Origin of the sequence: Intrasporangium zincisolvens (assembly GCF_034724055.1) — a bacterium.
Lineage (GTDB): Bacteria > Actinomycetota > Actinomycetes > Actinomycetales > Dermatophilaceae > Monashia > Monashia zincisolvens.
Genome location: NZ_JAWIIL010000009.1, coordinates 108418 through 125252, shown reverse-complemented (window position 1 = coordinate 125252; position 16835 = coordinate 108418). Strand labels below are relative to the sequence as shown.

At 72.0% G+C, this 16835-nt stretch carries 10 protein-coding genes; all 10 read left to right on the top strand.

The annotated features are described in order from the left end of the window. Window positions 1-312: 312 nt before the first annotated feature. Complete coding sequence (locus RY076_RS19370; RefSeq protein ID WP_323100911.1) at window positions 313-1521, top strand: glycosyltransferase family 4 protein; 1209 nt, start codon at window positions 313-315, stop codon at window positions 1519-1521. A gap of 236 nt (window positions 1522-1757) precedes the next feature. Continuing rightward, entirely contained in the window at window positions 1758-3080 is a 1323-nt protein-coding gene (locus RY076_RS19365; RefSeq protein ID WP_323100909.1) for a nucleotide sugar dehydrogenase, read from the top strand. Continuing rightward, window positions 3077-4366, top strand: a complete 1290-nt coding sequence (locus RY076_RS19360; RefSeq protein WP_323100907.1) for a glycosyltransferase family 4 protein — start codon at window positions 3077-3079, stop codon at window positions 4364-4366. Before RY076_RS19365 ends, RY076_RS19360 begins: the two co-directional genes overlap by 4 nt. Before the next feature lies 1 nt (window position 4367). Further along, entirely contained in the window at window positions 4368-6281 is a 1914-nt protein-coding gene (gene asnB, locus RY076_RS19355) for an asparagine synthase (glutamine-hydrolyzing) (RefSeq protein ID WP_323100906.1), read from the top strand. A gap of 33 nt (window positions 6282-6314) precedes the next feature. Next, window positions 6315-8597, top strand: coding sequence for a bi-domain-containing oxidoreductase (locus RY076_RS19350; RefSeq protein ID WP_323100905.1), 2283 nt, complete (start codon window positions 6315-6317; stop codon window positions 8595-8597). Window positions 8598-8635: 38 nt separating this feature from the next. Next, window positions 8636-10744 carry an alginate lyase family protein gene (locus RY076_RS19345; protein WP_323100904.1) on the top strand — a complete coding sequence of 703 codons (2109 nt, stop codon included), beginning with the start codon at window positions 8636-8638 and terminating at the stop codon, window positions 10742-10744. Continuing rightward, window positions 10741-12327 carry a Wzz/FepE/Etk N-terminal domain-containing protein gene (locus RY076_RS19340; protein ID WP_323100903.1) on the top strand — a complete coding sequence of 529 codons (1587 nt, stop codon included), beginning with the start codon at window positions 10741-10743 and terminating at the stop codon, window positions 12325-12327. Before RY076_RS19345 ends, RY076_RS19340 begins: the two co-directional genes overlap by 4 nt. Next, window positions 12324-14090, top strand: a complete 1767-nt coding sequence (locus tag RY076_RS19335) for a YveK family protein (protein WP_323100901.1) — start codon at window positions 12324-12326, stop codon at window positions 14088-14090. Before RY076_RS19340 ends, RY076_RS19335 begins: the two co-directional genes overlap by 4 nt. 266 nt (window positions 14091-14356) lie before the next feature. Continuing rightward, entirely contained in the window at window positions 14357-15454 is a 1098-nt protein-coding gene (locus RY076_RS19330; protein WP_323100899.1) for a hypothetical protein, read from the top strand. Window positions 15455-15631: 177 nt separating this feature from the next. Further along, on the top strand, window positions 15632-16831 hold the full coding sequence (locus RY076_RS19325) for an HAD-IIIA family hydrolase (RefSeq protein WP_323100897.1): 1200 nt from the start codon (window positions 15632-15634) through the stop codon (window positions 16829-16831). The last annotated feature ends 4 nt before the right edge of the window (window positions 16832-16835 follow it).

The following is a 16835-nucleotide window of genomic DNA, read 5'->3' as shown; positions in this document are numbered from 1 at the left end:
TGCTCGGAATGGCCGTGTCGCGCCTGTTCGAGGCCCGAACAGGGCCACGCCCGAAATCGACGCTGCGGCGACTCCAACGTTAGGTCATCGGCGGTTCGCGGTGGTGTTGTTCGAGATAAGCAGAGAATGTCCCCAATGGTCCCCGGGGCGTGGCCTTCCTTTTGCCTCCCGCACGTTTCGCCGGCCGCTACGCTGGCCCCATCGTGGGGTGGGTCGGCCTTGACCGAGGCCGCGTCGGGGCCGCCCCGTGCGTGGCAAGGCGCGCGTTCCGGCGCCCTCGTCACGGTCGGACCTGTGGCCAGGGGGCGCTCCATGAGAATCCTTCTGTCGTCGTACCAGTGCCTCCCCGACCAGGGGAGCGAGCTCGGCAACGGCTGGCACTGGGCTCGGGCGCTCGCAGACTGCGGGCACGAGGTGACGGTTCTCACCCAGCCGAGCCACATCATCGAGGCGGCGGCTCATCCGGACATCGAGTTCCTCCACGTGGGTGCCCCGATGCCCGTCGTGCACCGGCTGTCCTCGACGCTGGGGAACACCCAGCACTACCTGCGCTGGCAGGACGCCGCCCTCCGCTACCTCGAGACCAGGCCACTGCGGTACGACGTGGCCCACCACGTCTCCTGGGGGTCGCTCCATCTCGGCAGCAGGCTGTGGCAGCTGCCGACCCCGCTCGTCTACGGCCCCATCGGTGGCGGACAGACCGCGCCCAGCGCGTACCGCGGCTACTTCGCCGGTGGCTGGTCCTCGGAGCTGCTGAGGACCGCCCTGACGGGTCCCCTCCTCGCGGCGAACGGGCGGAGCCGCACCACGGTTCGCAACGCGGCGCTCACGCTCGTCACCAACTCCGCCACCGCAGACGCCTGCCTTCGCCTCGGGGCGGGGGACGTCCGGTACATGCTGGCCGAAGGGCTGCCCGGCGACTGGCTCGGGGTGCCGCGGTCCCGACCGAACGGCACGCCCACCGTCCTGTGGGTCGGCAGGATGATGCCGCGCAAGGCACCGCTGCTCGCCCTCCAGGCCTTCGCGGCGTTGCGCCGGTCCGTTCCCGCGCGACTGGTCATGGCCGGCGACGGCCCGCTGCTCGACCGGCTGAGGGCCTGCGTGGAGGAGTGGGGACTGGGCGAGGAGGTCAGTCTGCCCGGGCGCGTGCCCTGGGCCGACATCAAGGGTCTCTACGACTCGGCCAGCGTGTTCCTGTTCACCTCGCTGCGCGACTCCTCGGGTTCGCAGTTCCTCGAGTCGCTGGGCCGGGGGCTGCCCGCGGTCGCGCTGGACCACCACGGGATCGGAGACCTCGACGTCGGCTCGGCGGCGGTCAAGGTGGCCCTGCCCCCCGTGCCGCACGAGCTGCCCGGGCAGCTGGCCGACGCCCTGCGGACGGTCCTGACCGGCCCGGACTGGGACGAGCGCAGCGTCGCCGGGGTGCGCTGGGCGGCCGGTCACGTGTGGCCGGCGAAAGCCGCAGCGGCCAGCCGGCTCTACGAGCACGTCCTGCGCACCGCACCGCGCCAGCGAGCGTGAACCGGGCATTCGTCGCGACTCGCGCAAAGGTCGCGGAACAGCCGTATGAATAAATTGGGGATACCTATTCATATTCGATGACAATTGCGTGCGAAGTATTTTCACCCCGTCGGCATCACGGCGATTTCCACGACACGTACCTCGGCCATTTCCGCACCTTCGACGCCATTCCCGACTAACACTAGGACCACGATCCGGGGGGATCGCTTTTCAAGCCGGATGGAGGGCTGGCGCCAATGCGAATCATTGTGCTCGGACTCGGCTACGTCGGGACCATCACTGCCGCTGGACTTGCCTCGAAGGGGCACGACGTCGTCGGGATCGACGTGGACGAGTCGAAGGTCGAAGGCATCCGCCGCGGCCTGAGCCCGGTGGTCGAACCCGGCATCGGCGACCTCGTCGCCGCCGGCGTGGCGAGCGGTCGGCTGCAGGCGGCCACCGAGATCGCAGCGGTGCTGGACGGAGCCGACGTCACGCTCGTCTGCGTCGGCACCCCGTCCACGACGCGGGGAGGCACCGACCTGACCTTCCTGACGCGTGCCCTGGCCGACCTGCGCGAGGCGATGACGACGGCCCGCCCACCTGCGTCCGGGCACCACAGCGTCGTGATCCGCTCGACGGTGCCGCCCGGGACCGGCCACTCGGTGGTGGCCCCGCTGTTCGCCCCGGAGCAGCTGCCCGCCGGCTGGTCGGTCGGGACGGCGATGTGCCCGGAGTTCCTCCGGGAGGGCTCGGGGGTCGCCGACTTCTACGACCCGCCGTTCGTCGTCGTGGGCACCGAGGACGCCCGCACGCGAGACGAGCTCACGGACCTCTTCGCCTTCCTGGACCGGCAGATCCACCAGGTCGACGTACCCACCGCCGAGGCCCTCAAGTACGCGTGCAACGCCTTCCACGCGGTGAAGATCACCTTCGCCAACGAGGTCGGCCGGCTCTTCTGCGAGTTCGGGGTCGACTCCCGCCAGGTCATGCAGATCTTCTGCGAGGACGAGAAGCTCAACCTGTCGGCCGCCTACCTGCGCCCCGGCTTCGCGTTCGGGGGCTCCTGCCTGCCCAAGGACCTGCGCGCCCTGCAGGACCTTGCTCGCGTGGCGGCCGTCGACATCCCGATGATCAGCGCGACCACCGCGAGCAACGAGCTGGTGATCCGGCACGTCGTGGACCGGGTGCTCGCGACGGGCCTCCGGCACGTCTGTCTGCTCGGGCTCAGCTTCAAGTCCGACACCGACGACGTCCGCGAGAGTCCCAGCCTCGAGCTCGCAGAACGCTTCGTGGGCAAGGGACTCGAGGTGCGGATCTTCGACCCGATCGTCAATCCCGACCTGCTCGTGGGAGCGAACCTGCGACACCTGCAGAGCCGGCTCACGCACGTCAACCGGTTGCTCGCGGCCTCGCCCGACGACGCGCTCAGCACGGCCGAGATCGCCATCGTGACCTCGACCGACCCCGGCACGCTGACGGCCCTGCTGGCGCACCCGCCGCAGGTCGTCCTCGACATGAGCGGCCGGCTCGGCGACCAGGTCGAGCATCTGCCGGGGTACGAGGGAGTCAGCTGGTGAGGAGCCGTCCGTCGGAGGCGCGACGCCGTCCTCGCGTCCTCGTCATCGTGCAGAACCTCCCGGTGCCGTTCGACCGGCGGGTGTGGCTGGAGTGCCGGACGCTCACCAGGGCGGGCTACGACGTCACCGTCGTGTGTCCGACGGGCGAGGGCACGGTGGCCGAGCAGGTGGTGGACGGCGTGCGGATCGTCGCCTACCCGGCCTACGCCCCCGGCGGGTCATCCCTCAGCTACCTCCTCGAGTACGGCCACTCCTTCCAGGCGACGGCGCGCCTGGCGCTCCGGGAGCGGCGGAACGGCCGCTTCGACGTCGTGCAGGCGTGCAACCCGCCGGACATCTTCTGGCCCCTGGCCCGGTGGCTCAGGCTGCGCGACGGCACCCGGTTCGTCTTCGACCACCACGACCTGTGCCCGGAGCTGTTCCGGTCGCGGTTCCCCGACGGGCCGGGCCTGCTCCACCGTGGGCTGCTCTTCCTCGAGCGGCAGACGTTCCGGGCCGCCGACCGTGTCACCTCGACGAACTCCTCGTACGCGGAGGTCGCGCTCACCCGCGGAGGCAAGTCCCCGGACGAGGTCACCGTCGTGCGCACCGGGCCGGACCCCGAGCGGCTCAAGCGCCGGGAGCCGCGCCCCGAGCTGCGCCGAGGTCGTCGACACCTCGTGGCCTACCTCGGCGTCATGGGGCCGCAGGACGGCGTCGACATCGCCCTGCGGGCAGCCGACGTCGTCGTGAACGGCCTGGGTCGACGCGATGTCACCTTCTGCCTCATGGGCTCGGGCGACATGCGCCCCAGCCTCCTGGCCGAACGCGACCGGCTCGGTCTCGGCGAGTACGTCGACATGCCCGGTCGCGTCTCCGACGAGGTCATGGCCGAGGTCCTGTCCACGGCCGACCTCGGCCTGTGCCCCGACCCGCTCAACCCGTTGAACGACGTCAGCACGATGAACAAGACGATGGAGTACATGGCCTTCGAGCTCCCGGTCGTGGCCTTCGACCTCCGCGAGACGAAGGTGTCGGCGGGAGAGGCGGCGCGCTACGCGACGCCCAACTCGGTGGAGGACTTCGCCCGCACGGTCGTCGAGCTGCTCGACGACCCCGAAGCGCGGGCGCGGATGGGGCAGCTGGGCCGCCGCCGCGTCGAGGAGCACCTCGCCTGGTCGCACCAGCAGGTCGGCTACCGGGCCGTCTTCGACGCGCTGGTCGGGCGGACGCGCGTGGAGCCCGCCGTCGTGGACCGCACTGTGCAGCCGGACGCCGTCGCGCGTCCATCGGCCACGGGAGCCTGACGTGTGTGGCATCGCCGGCGCCTTCCAGCAGTCCGACGGCAAGGCCGTCGTCACGACGATGGTCGAGCGTCTGGGCCACCGGGGCCCGGATGCGGGTGGCGTGCTGGAGCTCGTCACCCCGGACACGGCAGTCGTACTGGGACACCGGCGGCTCTCGATCATCGACCTCTCCGAGGCCGCGGACCAGCCGTTCACCAAGGACGGGCTGACGCTGGCCTACAACGGCGAGATCTACAACCACGAGGACCTGCGTCGCGAGCTGCAGGGCCGCGGCGTCCGCTTCGTCACTCGGTCCGACACCGAGGTCGTCCTCGAGGCGTGGCGGGCCTGGGGCCCTGCCTCCCTGCCGCGGCTCCGAGGCATGTTCGCCTTCGCGATCCACGACGAGCGCGTGGGGTCCCTTGCGCTGGCGCGTGATCCGCTCGGGATCAAACCGCTCTACGTCATGCGCAGGGGCGAAGGCGTTCTCTTCGCCTCCGAGCTCAAGGCGATCATGACGGCGGTCGGCGCAGAGCTGTCGGTCAACCCCGCCGCGATGGTCGCCTCCGCCCTCTACTACTGGCTGCCGCAGGAGTACGACGCGCTGCGGGAGGTGCGCAAGCTGCCGCCCGGCTCGTGGCTGAGCTACGACCGGGACGGCACGGTCGCCTCGGGCACCTACTGGAGTGCGCGGGACGAGGCCGCCCGGGCCGCGAACGGACCTCGGGCCGACCTGCGGCAGGTGCTCACCGAGTCGGTCGAGGCGCATCTCGTGTCCGACGTGCCCGTCGCGTGCTTCCTCAGCGGCGGACTCGACTCCAGCCTGATCGCGGCACTGGCCCACCGCCGGGACCCGTCCATCGAGGCCTACACCATCGCCGTCCGGCCCGAGGACCAGCGGCTCGAGGCCATGCCGGACGACGCTCCCTACGCCCGCCTGCTGGCCAGGCGACTCGGGATGCGGCTGCACGAGATCGAGCTGCACCCCGACGTGGCGCAGATGCTCCCGCGGATGGTCGACGTGCTCGACGAGCCGATCGGCGACCCGGCCGCGATCAACACCGTGCTCATGTGCGAGGCGGCACGCAGCCAGGGCGTCAAGGTGCTCCTGTCGGGGATGGGCGCGGACGAGCTGTTCGGGGGCTACCGCAAGCACTACGCGATGCTCCTGGCGGCTCGCTACCGACGCCTGCCGGACCTGCTGCGCTCCCGTGTCGTGGCCCCCGCGGTGGAGGCGTTGCCGGTGTCCGTCGGCGGGCGCGGGCTGCGCACGGTGCGGTGGGCCCAGCGGTTCGTGACCTTCGCCGGGCTGCCCGAGCAGGAGGCCTTCCGGCGCAGCTACACCCTCTACGACGGCGACGAGCTCGCGGGGCTGCTCGACCCGGGACTTGCGGGCGACGTGGCCGACGTCCTCGAGCGACACCGTGCCGTCTACGAGGACAACGAGCTGGACGACATGGTGAGCCGGATGTGCCTGGCCGACTCCCGGCTCTTCATGGCCGGCCTCAACCTCACTTACACCGACCGGGCGAGCATGGCGGCCTCGACGGAGGTGCGCGTCCCCTTCGTGGATCCCGTCGTCTTCGGCGCTGCGTTCTCGCTGCCGGCCTCGGACCGGATCCGCGGGCGCGTGCAGAAGGCGGCGCTGCGGGACGTCGCCCGGGAGTGGCTCCCCCGGGAGATCGTCGACCGGCCGAAGGCCAGCTTCGGTGCGCCGCTGCGGGCCTGGGTGGCCAAGGACCTGCGTGAGCTCGTCGACGACGTGCTGGTCGGGGGAGAGCTGGTCGGGTCGGGGTTCCTCCGCCGTGAACCCCTGCGCCGGCTCGTCGAGGACCAGCGGACGGGGCGTCGCGACGAGGCCAAGCAGGTGTGGCAGCTGCTGACGCTCGAGCTGTGGTACCGCAACGCCCGCGCCTCCGGGGTGGGCGCCGAATGACAGCAGTACCAGACGATTTCGTGGGGGAATGAGATGAAGCAGGTTGCCCAGAACTACCGCTCGGGTGAGCTCGTCGTGCTCGACGCGCCCGTGCCCGCCTGCAAGCCGGGTGGGGTGCTCGTGCGCACGCTGTACTCCCTCATCTCGACGGGGACCGAGCTGATGAAGGTGACCGAGGCGCGCCTGTCGCTGGTCGGCAAGGCACGAGCCCGTCCCGACCAGGTCAGGAAGGTGCTCGACTCCGTCGCCCAGCAGGGCCCGGTCGCCACGTACAAGAAGGTGACCTCGACCCTCGACAGCTACACGCCGCTCGGCTACTCCCTCTGCGGCGTCGTCGTCGAGGTGGGCGCCGGGGCGGAGGAGTTCGCCGTCGGCGACCTCGTCGCGGCCGCGGGCAACGAGTTCGCCCTTCACGCGGAGCTGAACTGGGTGCCGACCAACCTGTGCGTACCCGTGCCGCAGGGCGTTGCCGGCGAGCACGCAGCCTTCGCGACGGTCGGGGCGATCGCGATGCAGGGCGTGCGTCGTGGGGAGCCGCAGCTGGGGGAGACCGCGTGCGTCATCGGCCTCGGCCTCGTGGGGCAGCTCGTGGTGCGGCTCCTGCTGGCCGCCGGCCTGCGCGTGGTCGGCATCGACACCGTGCCGGAGCGCTGCCGTCTCGCCGAGCAGGCCGGTGCCCTGGCCTGCGGGGGCCCGGACGCCGACGGCACGGACTACGTCGAGCAGGTGCTGCGGACCACCACGAACGGGCTCGGGGCCGACCAGGTCTACCTGGCCGCCGGGGGCGACACCAACGGACCGGTCGAGCTCGCGGTCCGTCTGTCGAGGGACCGGGGCCGCGTCGTCGACATCGGCAAGACGCGGCTCGACCTGCCCTGGAACGCCTTCTACGAGAAGGAGATCGATGTCCGCTTCTCGCGGTCCTACGGTCCCGGGCGCTACGACGACCGCTACGAGCTGGACGGCGTCGACTACCCGCCCGCCTACGTGAGATGGACCGAACGGCGCAACCTCGGCAGCTTCCTCGATCTCGTCGCCAGGGGGGCGGTCGACGTCGGCCCGCTGGTGTCCGGCGTCCACCCGATCGGCGAGGCGGCGCACGTCTACACCGGCCTGCGGGACGGCTCGCTGCGGGGCATCGGCTTCCTCTTCGAGTACCCGGACCCGGAGGACGTGACGTCCGTGGAGGTCCCTGCGGCCACCGGGTCGACCGGGGGCCACGAGCAGCCGACGGCGCACGAGCCGACCCGCAACGGGTCCTCGAACGGTCGGCCCCACACGGCGACGCCGGTCCGGTCGGTCAGGGCCGTCCCCCGGGTCCCGGCTCGCCCAGCGGCCGACGGCACCGGCTCGCCCGCCCGCGTCCGGCTCGGCTTCATCGGTGCCGGAAGCTACGCCACCTCGATGCTGCTGCCCCACCTGGTCAAGGACCCCGGTGTCACCCTGGCGAGGGTCGCGACGACGCGCTCGCTCTCGGCCGTCAACGCCCAGCGCAAGTTCGGGTTCCAGGACCTGGCGACCGACGCTGACGCAGTGCTCGGCGACCCCGCCGTCGACGCCGTGTTCGTCGTGACGCGCCACCACTCCCACGCAGCCTTCGTGTGCCGGGCCCTCGAGGCCGGCAAGGCCGTCTTCGTCGAGAAACCACTCGCCCTGACGGAGTCGGAGGTCGACCGCGTGCTCGACGTGGTGGCCAGGACCGGCAACGACCGTGTGATGGTCGGCTTCAACCGCCGCTTCGCCCCGCTGTTCTGCGACATGCGACGCCGGTTCGGCACCCCCAGGGGGCCGATGAGCATCCGCTACCTCGTCAACGCCGGTCGTCTCGATGCCTCGAGCTGGTACCTCGACGAACAGCTCGAAGGGTCACGCTTCCTCGGCGAGGGCGGCCACTTCATCGACACGCTCAGCGCCTGGATCGGTGGCTCGCCCGTCGAGGTCGTGGCTCACCAGACCTCCGACGGCCTCAACCTCGAGGCCCTGCTGCGCTACGACGACGGGTCCCTCGCGACGATCGCCTACGACACCGACGGCGACAGCCGCTTCCCCAAGGAGACGCTGGACGTCACCGGGAGCGGACGCAACGCCCGGCTCGACAACTTCACGCGGGCCACCGTGTGGAGCCGTTCCGGCAGGTCCGTGAAGCGGTCGCTGGCGGGACAGGACAAGGGGCAGCGGGCCGAGCTGGCCGCCTTCGTGGAGGCCGTCCGCACCGGAGGGCCGATGCCCATCGGCCTCGACTCCCTCGTCGCGACGACCCGGGCGACCATGGCCGTCGACAGAAGCCTTGCTCTGAAGGGGCCGGTCGTCCTGTGAGCCGGCCTCTGGAGTGGTACCTCCACCGGCTGAGGGGCATGCCGCCGAGTGAGATCGCCTCGCGGGTGGGCGATCACGCCCGCCACCTGGTGTGGAGCCGCCGCCAGGTGACGCCCGCTGACCTCTCGGACCTCCACGGCCCGGTACGAGGGCTCCTGCACGAGCGCCGGTTCGCCTCGGTCCTGCCCGACGGCGTCGCCGAGGCGGTCCCCACTGAGGCGAGGGACGCGCTGGTCGCGGCCGCCGACCGGCTGCTGGCCGGGGACTGGACCGTCCTCGGTTCCCCGCGCCCCGACATCGTCGACCCCGACTGGTTCCTCGACCCCGTCACCGGTCGCCGCGCCCCGCAGACGCCGCTCGCCTTCGCGGTCGACCACCGCGACGAGCGGGTGACCGGCAACGTCAAGGCGGTGTGGGAGCTCTCCCGGCACCACCACCTCACCCTCCTCGCGGGTGCCTGGTGGCTGACGGGCGACGAGCGTTACGCCGCAGTGGTGGACGCGCAGCTGCGCTCCTGGTGGAGCGCCAACCCGTACCTCTCCGGGGTGCACTGGACGAGCGGCATCGAGCTCGGCGTCAGGCTGGTCAGCTGGGTCTGGGTCCGTCGCCTCCTCGACGGCTGGGCGGGCGTCTCCGACCTGTTCGACGACAACGAGCTGGCGTTGCGGCAGATCGCCTGGCACCAGGAGTACCTCGCGGCGTTCCGCAGCCGCGGCTCCTCTGCCAACAACCACGTCGTCGCCGAGGCCTGCGGCCGGTTCTCCGCCGCCTGCGCCTTCCCCTGGTACGCGTCGAGCGACCGTTGGCGTGCGCAGGCCACCCGTGAGCTGGTGACGGCGCTGAGCCGCAACACCTTCGCCAGTGGGGTCAACCGCGAGCTGGCGACCGACTACCACCGCTTCGTCACCGAGCTCGGCCTGGTCGCGCTGGCAGAGGGCGACCGGGCCGGTCACCCCCTGCCGGACCCGACGCGTCGGCTGCTCGTCGCCTCGCTCGACGCCGCGGCGGCCCTCCTCGACGACGCCGGTCGCGCACCGCGGCAGGGCGACGGGGACGAGGGACGTGGCCTGGTGGTCGAGGCGCCGGACGTCGACCCGTGGATGACCCTGCTCGACGCCGGCGCAGCCGTCTTCGGCCCGCTCGCGTGGTGGCCGCAGGTCGGCGCCGGAGTCACCGGCCACCTCGTCGCGGCGGTGACCAGGCCGGCCGCGACGCCCGACCGTCCTGCGACGGCGCCCGCCGCCTTCACGGACGCGGGCATCCGGATCCTGCGGACGCAGCGCCGTCCCGGCGAGCCCTCGCTGTGGTGCCGGTGCGACGGCGGTCCGCACGGCTTCCTGTCGATCGCCGCCCATGCGCACGCCGATGCCCTCTCGCTGGAGGTGCGGCACGGCTCGGTCGACCTCTTCGCCGATCCCGGAACCTACTGCTACCACGGCGAACCCGAGTGGCGGAGCTACTTCCGGTCGACGCGGGCGCACAACACCGTCGAGATCGACGGGGCGAGCCAGTCCATCGAGGGCGGGCCGTTCCTCTGGCGCACGCACACCGACGCGGTGGCGGAGCCGGTCCCCGGGGCGGTCCACGGGGGTGCGGGCGTGTCCCAGGGGGAGCGTCGACGATCCGACGGCGCGACTCGACAGACGTGGGCCGCCCACCACACCGGTTACGCGCGTCTGGACCCGGTTCTTCGGCACACGAGACGCGTCACCCTCGACCCCGACACCGGCGACCTGCAGGTCGTCGACACCCTCGTCGGGTCGTCACGTCACACCGCACGGCTGTTCTGGCACCTCGGTCCGGAGGTGTCTGCGACGCTCGACGGCTGCTCGGCGCACCTGTCGTGGGCCGGCGACCACGGCCCACGAGAGGCCGTCGTCGAGCTCCCGCCCCAGCTGCGCTGGACCGCGCACCGCGGTGAGACCGACCCGATCCTCGGCTGGTACTCGCCGCGGTTCGGAGAGCGTGAGCCCAGCACGGCGCTCGTCGGCGGTGCGGAGTGGACCGGCAGCCTCACCCTCTGCACGACCCTGCGGCTGCAGGCACTGTCGAAGCACCCCGGCCCGAAACCGCAAACCGCGGTGGTGCCCGAGGTCCCGGAGATAACTTTGACGCAGGTTCTCGAGCTTCCGGGGGGAAGGCAGTGAGCGAGCAGATCGTCGACCTCCGGTCGGTGTGGGCCATCCTGCGACGGCACACCGGCCTGCTGGTTGCCGCGTCCGCCCTCGGTGGCCTGGCCGGCGGCGCGGCGTTCCAGACCCTTCCGCCGGTCTACAGCAGCACCACCATGGTGCTGTTCCCGGCCACGTCGGCGAGCACGGCGGCTCAGGCGACCGCCCACGCGATCGAGACGCAGGCCGAGATCGCTTCCAGCGAGACGGTGTTCGCGCGGGCGGGGAAGCTGACGCGGAGCCGTCCCACCGCGTCACAGGTCGCCGACCTGGTCACGGTCGAGGCTCCCACCGACGACGTCCTCACGATCACGGCACGCGGGGCCACGGCCGCGGAGGCCGAGCAGCTCGCGACGGCGGTGGCCAACGCGGACGTCGACTACCTCCAGGAGATCGCGACCCCTCCCGCCAAGGACGAACGCGCATCGATCGACAAGCGCAGGTCCACGCTGGCCGGAAGTCTCGCCGCCGTGCAGGACCAGCTGGCCCGGACGACGAGCCGTCTGCGTGCCGAAGGGGCCTCCTCGGCCCCGGGCAAGACCGATGCCGTCGCACTCGCCCAGCTGACTGCGCGCCAGGCCGACCTCGTGCTCCAGATCGACGCGATCGACAGGCAGCTGGCAAGCCAGACCACGACCGACACCGCTCCGGCGACCGGGCCCCGTCTGGTCGGCCCCGCGTCACCGGCCCGGACCCTGTCGCCCATCGCCCGTGGGGCCACGTTCGTCGGCGCCGGCGCCGCCCTGGCCTTCGCCGTGGTGGCGGCTCTGATGATCCTGCGCGGACGCAGGGAGAAGGCCTTGCGCTCGAGGGACCAGATCGCGGACAGCATCGGGGTCCCCGTCGTCGCCTCGCTCGCGAGCCGGCCGCCTCGCTCCGTCGCGGGATGGGTCAGCCTCCTGCGCGGCTACGACCCCGAGAGCACGGAGGCCTGGGCGCTGCGCCAGGTGATGCGGCGCTTCGCCTCAGGCGTCCCCGAGCCGCTGCCCGGCGCCGCGACGCGGACGCGGCGGATCGTCGTGCTGACGCTCTCCGGCGACCAGGCCGCGCTGACGTTCGCGGCCCAGCTGGCCTCGTTCGCGGCGGCGACCGGCGTCCGCACCCAGCTGGTCGTCGGGTCGAAGTCACAGGAGTCCACGAGCTCGCTCCGGGCGGCGTGCTCCCGGGTCGGCGGCGACGACGAGCTGCGGCCCGGCCTCTTCGTGGACAGTGGCTCCGATGCACCGACGCGAGGGGACCTCGTGGTGCAGACCCTGACCGTGAGCCGCCAGCAGCCCGGGATCCAGCTCGCGCCGGGCGAGCACGCCGTCGCCCTGCTCGCGGTGTCCTCCGGAGCCGCCACCGGCGAGGACCTCGCCAGGGTGGCCCTCGCCGCCGACGACGCGGGGGTGCCGCTGCGCGGGATCGTCGTCGCGAACCCCGACCCGCTCGACCGCACCACCGGACGCCTGCTGCCCACCCAGCGAGCCCTGCTGGCCCCGTTGCCCTCGCTCATGACCGGACCCGTCGACCACGACGACGACCCGCCGGGGTCGGCCGCGCGTCGGAGGCAGGGATGATCGACCTCTCGTGGACCATCGGTGAGGAGCGCGAGGTCGAGCTGACCGAGGCGCCCCGGCCGGTGCTCAGCACCTGGAACTACCTGCGCACGGCGATGCGGCGGCGGTGGCGGGTCTGGGTCGGGCTCACCGCCCTGGGGGCCGTGCTCGGCCTCGCTGCCGTCGTGCTGGTGCCTCCGGGCAGCACGGCGAAGGTCACCCTCCTCATGGCACACCCGGCCAGCATCGACGGGCCCCAGGGCATCGCGATGGACGTGAGCCTGCTGAACACCCGAGAGGTGTCGCAGCGCGCAGTGCAAGCCCTCGGCATCGGCATGACACCAGAGGCCTTCCGCGCCGGGATCAGCGCCGAAGCGGTCACCAACGAGGTGCTCACCATCGCCGTGGCGGGGCCGGATGATGCCTCCGCGGCGGCGCGGGCCGACGCGTTGGTGCGTCAGTACCTCGACTTCCGGACCACGCAGCTCAGGTCCCTGACGAGCGGGATGCGCGCGCAGTACGCGACCCGTGTCGCCGCGGCGCAGCGCGAGGTCACGGCGCTGACGAAGCAGTTCGAGCAGCTGACCGCCCAGGGCCCCTCCGCCCAGAGCAGCGCCTTCGACGCGCTCGCCCGACGCACCGACCTCAACAAGCAGATCGCCGACTGGCAGGCGGCGAGCGACAGCGCCACGCTGGACACCGACGCGGCCGTCGAGTCGACGCACGTCATCGACCCGGTGCACGCGGACGCGTCGTCGACGAAGCGTGCGGTGGTGCTGGCCGTGGCCTCCGGCATGACGGTGGGTGCCGCGCTGGGGGCGGTCTTCGTCATCTTCCGGGCCCTCGTCACGGAACGGCTCCGTCGGCGGCAGGACGTGGGGGTCGCCCTCGGGTCGCCCGTGCGCTTCAGCGTGCGGTCGACCGGACCGAGACGCGGCGGACCCGGCCCGCTGGGTCGGGTGCTCCCGATCCGTGGACGGTGGCGGGGCAACGACCTCGGCACCCTGGCTCACGGCCTGCAGTCGGCCCTCGAACCCGCGCTCGCCGTCCCGACGCCGACCGCGCCCGTGCCGGCCACGGCTTCGGAGGCGACCGGCACCAACGGCCGACGGGCGGGTGCCGTGGCCTCCGAGCCGAACGGCTCGCGGGTGCTGGCCATGACGTCGGCACGAGCCGAGACGCTGGTCGGGCCCGGGCCGGTCTCGGGCCCCTGCGACGGTGTCGCGCTCGCCGCGATCGGCAATGTCCGGGCCGCCGCCGACGTCGTCGACGCCGCCGCCACCCGCCTGCGCGAGCGGGGTACCGCGGTCCTGGTCGTCGACCTCAGCAAGGAGGGTGTGCTGGCCGGCCGTGCAGGCGAGCGGACGGGCGGGTCAGCGATGGCGGAGGGGGACGGTCCGGGTGGCAGCATGTCGGTCGTCCTGAGGCCCGGCGGCATCCCGGAGCTCGCGACCGGACCCGGGGGAGGGACGTCGGCCGGTCTGGTCGACGTGCACGGCAGCTCGTGGCAGACCGCCTGGGAGTCGGCGCACACCGTGCTCGTCCTGCTCGAGGTCGACCCGGGCATCGACGTGGACCACCTCGGCACCTGGGTCGACCAGGTGGTCCCGCTCGTGTCGGCCGGGGCCTCGACCGCCGAGCTGCTGAGCACCACGGGCGACCTGGTCCGCGAAGCCGGTCTCGCCCTGCCCTTCGCCATGATGGTCGGGTGTGACGCGACAGATGAGAGCCTCGGGAGGGTGCGCCCGGCCGAGGACGGCGTCGAGGCGGTGAGCCAACCGTGAACGTCGCGGCTCCGGGGACGCGCTGGCTCACGGGTGGCACGGTCGCGCCGGGTGAGCTGCGCACCAGTGCCGCTCGTCTGCCGAGGCTCGTGCTGCTGGCGTGGGCAGCCCTGTTCTTCAACGTCCTGACACCGGGGGGCAGCGCCACCGTCCTGCCGATTCCCTACTCCGTGGGGCAGGCGTTGGCGCAGGGCTCGCTGTTCGTGTCCCTCCTGTTCGCGCTGCTCGCGAACCCCCGGCTCGTGGTCCGCCCGACGCTCTTCCTCATGCTGCTGTCGACGATGGCGGTCGCGGCGCTCGCCGTGAGTCTGCACAGTGAGTTCTTCGTCGGGTCGACCTACCGCGCCGTCCGCCTGGTCGGGTTCGTGACGTGTCTGTGGCTGCTCACGCCGTGGTGGGGGCGGTCCGACCTCGTGCTGCTCCGGTGCCACCGCGTCTGTCTCGGCGCCATCGTCGCCTCCGTCGTGGTGGGACTCGCGCTGTCGCCCGGCAAGGCGTTCAGCACCAACGGACGGCTCGGCGGGGCGCTGTGGCCGATCCCGCCGACGCAGGTCGCGCACTACAGCGCCGTGCTGCTCGGTACGTCGGTGATCCTCTGGATGTGCCGAGTCATCACCGGCCGACATGCGGTGGTGCTCATCCTCGTCGCGGCAGCAGTCATCGTGGGGACCCACACGCGGACGGCCCTGCTGGGTCTTCTGATCGGGTTGGTCGTTGCCACCGGCAGCCTCTTCCTCGGCCACGCCAGGGTACGCAGAACGGCGGTGTGGACGCTCGTGGCGGGGCTGGCGGCGGGTGCACTGTTCGCCGGCCCGGCCATCGACTGGCTCTCCCGTGGCCAGTCCGCCGAGGACGCCGCCCAGCTCACGGGGCGGACGAAGGTGTGGGACTCGGTGAGCCAGACGGGCCGTCCCCTGGTGCGGGAGATCTTCGGCAACGGACTGTCCAACAAGTCCTTCGAGGGGCTGCCCGTGGACAGCGGCTGGGTGGCGACCTTCGTGGACCTGGGGTGGCTGGGCATCGCGATCCAGACCAGCATGATGCTGCTGCTCCTGCTCATGGCGATCACGCGCGTCCGCGGCCCCCGTCGGGCGCTGGCCCTCTTCCTCATCCTCTACTGCATCGTCGCGTCGATCACCGAGACCGGTCTCGGCGACGCCTCGCCGTACCTGCTGGACCTTGTCGTTGCGGCGTCGCTTCTCGTGAGCGAACCGCGCCGGCTGGGCTGGCGGCCGGTCACCGCGCAAGGTGCGAATACCGAGTTGCACCAGCGCCATTCGCTGAAGACCACGAGCCGACCTGGCGTCGGTTCGGCATCGGCCGACTTCACAGGAACGCCGACGCGCACGCCACGCCGTATCTAACATTGGAATGTCGGTCCGAGGAGACGCTGAGGTCTCCGCCACTGGGGAGTGGGTGGGCCGACGATGGTGGGAGGGGACCAGGATGAGATGTCGTCACACGGGGTGGGAAGCGCTGCGCCAGCGAGCCGGCGCCGGCGGTCGAGCCCGCAGGGCGAGGCCGATGCGAGGTGGTCGCTGATGGGCCGGCGGGGGGTGCTGCTCGATCGCGACGGCACCATCAACATCGACCACGGGTACGTCGGCGCCGTCGAGGACGTCCACTTCGTCGAGGGCGCGATCGAGGCCATCGCGCGTCTCAACGCGGCCGGGATCCCCGTCGCCGTGGTGTCGAACCAGGCAGGCGTGGCGCGCGGGATGTACGAGCTCGCGGACGTGGACCTGGTGCACAAGCACATGTCGGCGGAGATGGCCCAGCTCGGTGCCCATGTCGACGCGTGGCTCTTCTGTCCGTACCACCCCGACGGGATCGTCGCGTCGTTCGCCCGGGTCAGCCAGGACCGCAAGCCGGCCCCCGGGATGGCGCTGGCCGCGGCCACGGCCCTCGACCTCGACCTCTCCGATTCCTGGGTCGTGGGCGACCGCCAGTGCGACGTGGGGCTCGCGCGGGCCGTCGGGGCCAGGCCGTTCCTCATCGACCCGGACGGGGGCGCGACGGGCGACGCCGACGTGACCGTCGTGACCGACCTGGCGTCGGCCGTCGAACAGATCCTGACCGACCACTCGCGCTCGGCCACCCCGGCGAGTGCATCGGAGCGGCCCACCTTCCCCGAGAGCCGCTACGCCGACGCCGGAGCCTTCGCGAGCGCCTACGCCGACGAGCTGTCCCGCGCCATGGCGTCGGTCGACCGCGCGCAGGTGCGCGCGGCCGCGCGGCTGCTCGACGCCGCATACGACCGCGGTGCCACGGTGTTCTCGTGCGGCAACGGGGGATCGGCCTCGATCGCCAACCACTTCCAGTGCGACCACGTGAAGGGCGTGCGCATCGGGACCGACCTCCTCACGAGGGTCTACAGCCTGAGCACCAACATGGAGATCCTCAGCGCCATCGCCAACGACAACGGCTACGAGAACGTCTTCGACTTCCAGCTTCAGTCGCAGGCCCGGCCCGGTGACGTGCTCGTCGCGGTGTCGTCGTCGGGCCGCTCGCCCAACATCGTGCGGGCCCTCGAGTGGTGTGCCGGCCACGGCGTGGAGACCGTCGCGTTGACGGGCTTCACGGGTGGTCCGGCGAGAGACCTGGCCACGGTCTCGATCCACGTCGACTCGCTCAACTACGGCGTCATCGAGGACTCGCACCAGGCCTGCATGCACCTGCTCGCCCAGTACGTCCGCCAGTCGAGGATGTCGGCGAATGACGTTGCGGCGACAGTCTTCTGAGCAC

What these genes read in the sequence shown, in the direction of transcription:
- RY076_RS19370 (WP_323100911.1), top strand. Translation starts at nt 313, where the DNA reads ATGAGAATCCTTCTGTCGTCGTACCAGTGCCTCCCCGACCAGGGGAGC.
- RY076_RS19365 (WP_323100909.1), top strand. Translation starts at nt 1,758, where the DNA reads ATGCGAATCATTGTGCTCGGACTCGGCTACGTCGGGACCATCACTGCC.
- RY076_RS19350 (WP_323100905.1), top strand. Translation starts at nt 6,315, where the DNA reads ATGAAGCAGGTTGCCCAGAACTACCGCTCGGGTGAGCTCGTCGTGCTC.
- RY076_RS19345 (WP_323100904.1), top strand. Translation starts at nt 8,636, where the DNA reads ATGCCGCCGAGTGAGATCGCCTCGCGGGTGGGCGATCACGCCCGCCAC.
- RY076_RS19335 (WP_323100901.1), top strand. Translation starts at nt 12,324, where the DNA reads ATGATCGACCTCTCGTGGACCATCGGTGAGGAGCGCGAGGTCGAGCTG.
- RY076_RS19330 (WP_323100899.1), top strand. Translation starts at nt 14,357, where the DNA reads ATGCTGCTGTCGACGATGGCGGTCGCGGCGCTCGCCGTGAGTCTGCAC.
- RY076_RS19325 (WP_323100897.1), top strand. Translation starts at nt 15,632, where the DNA reads ATGGGCCGGCGGGGGGTGCTGCTCGATCGCGACGGCACCATCAACATC.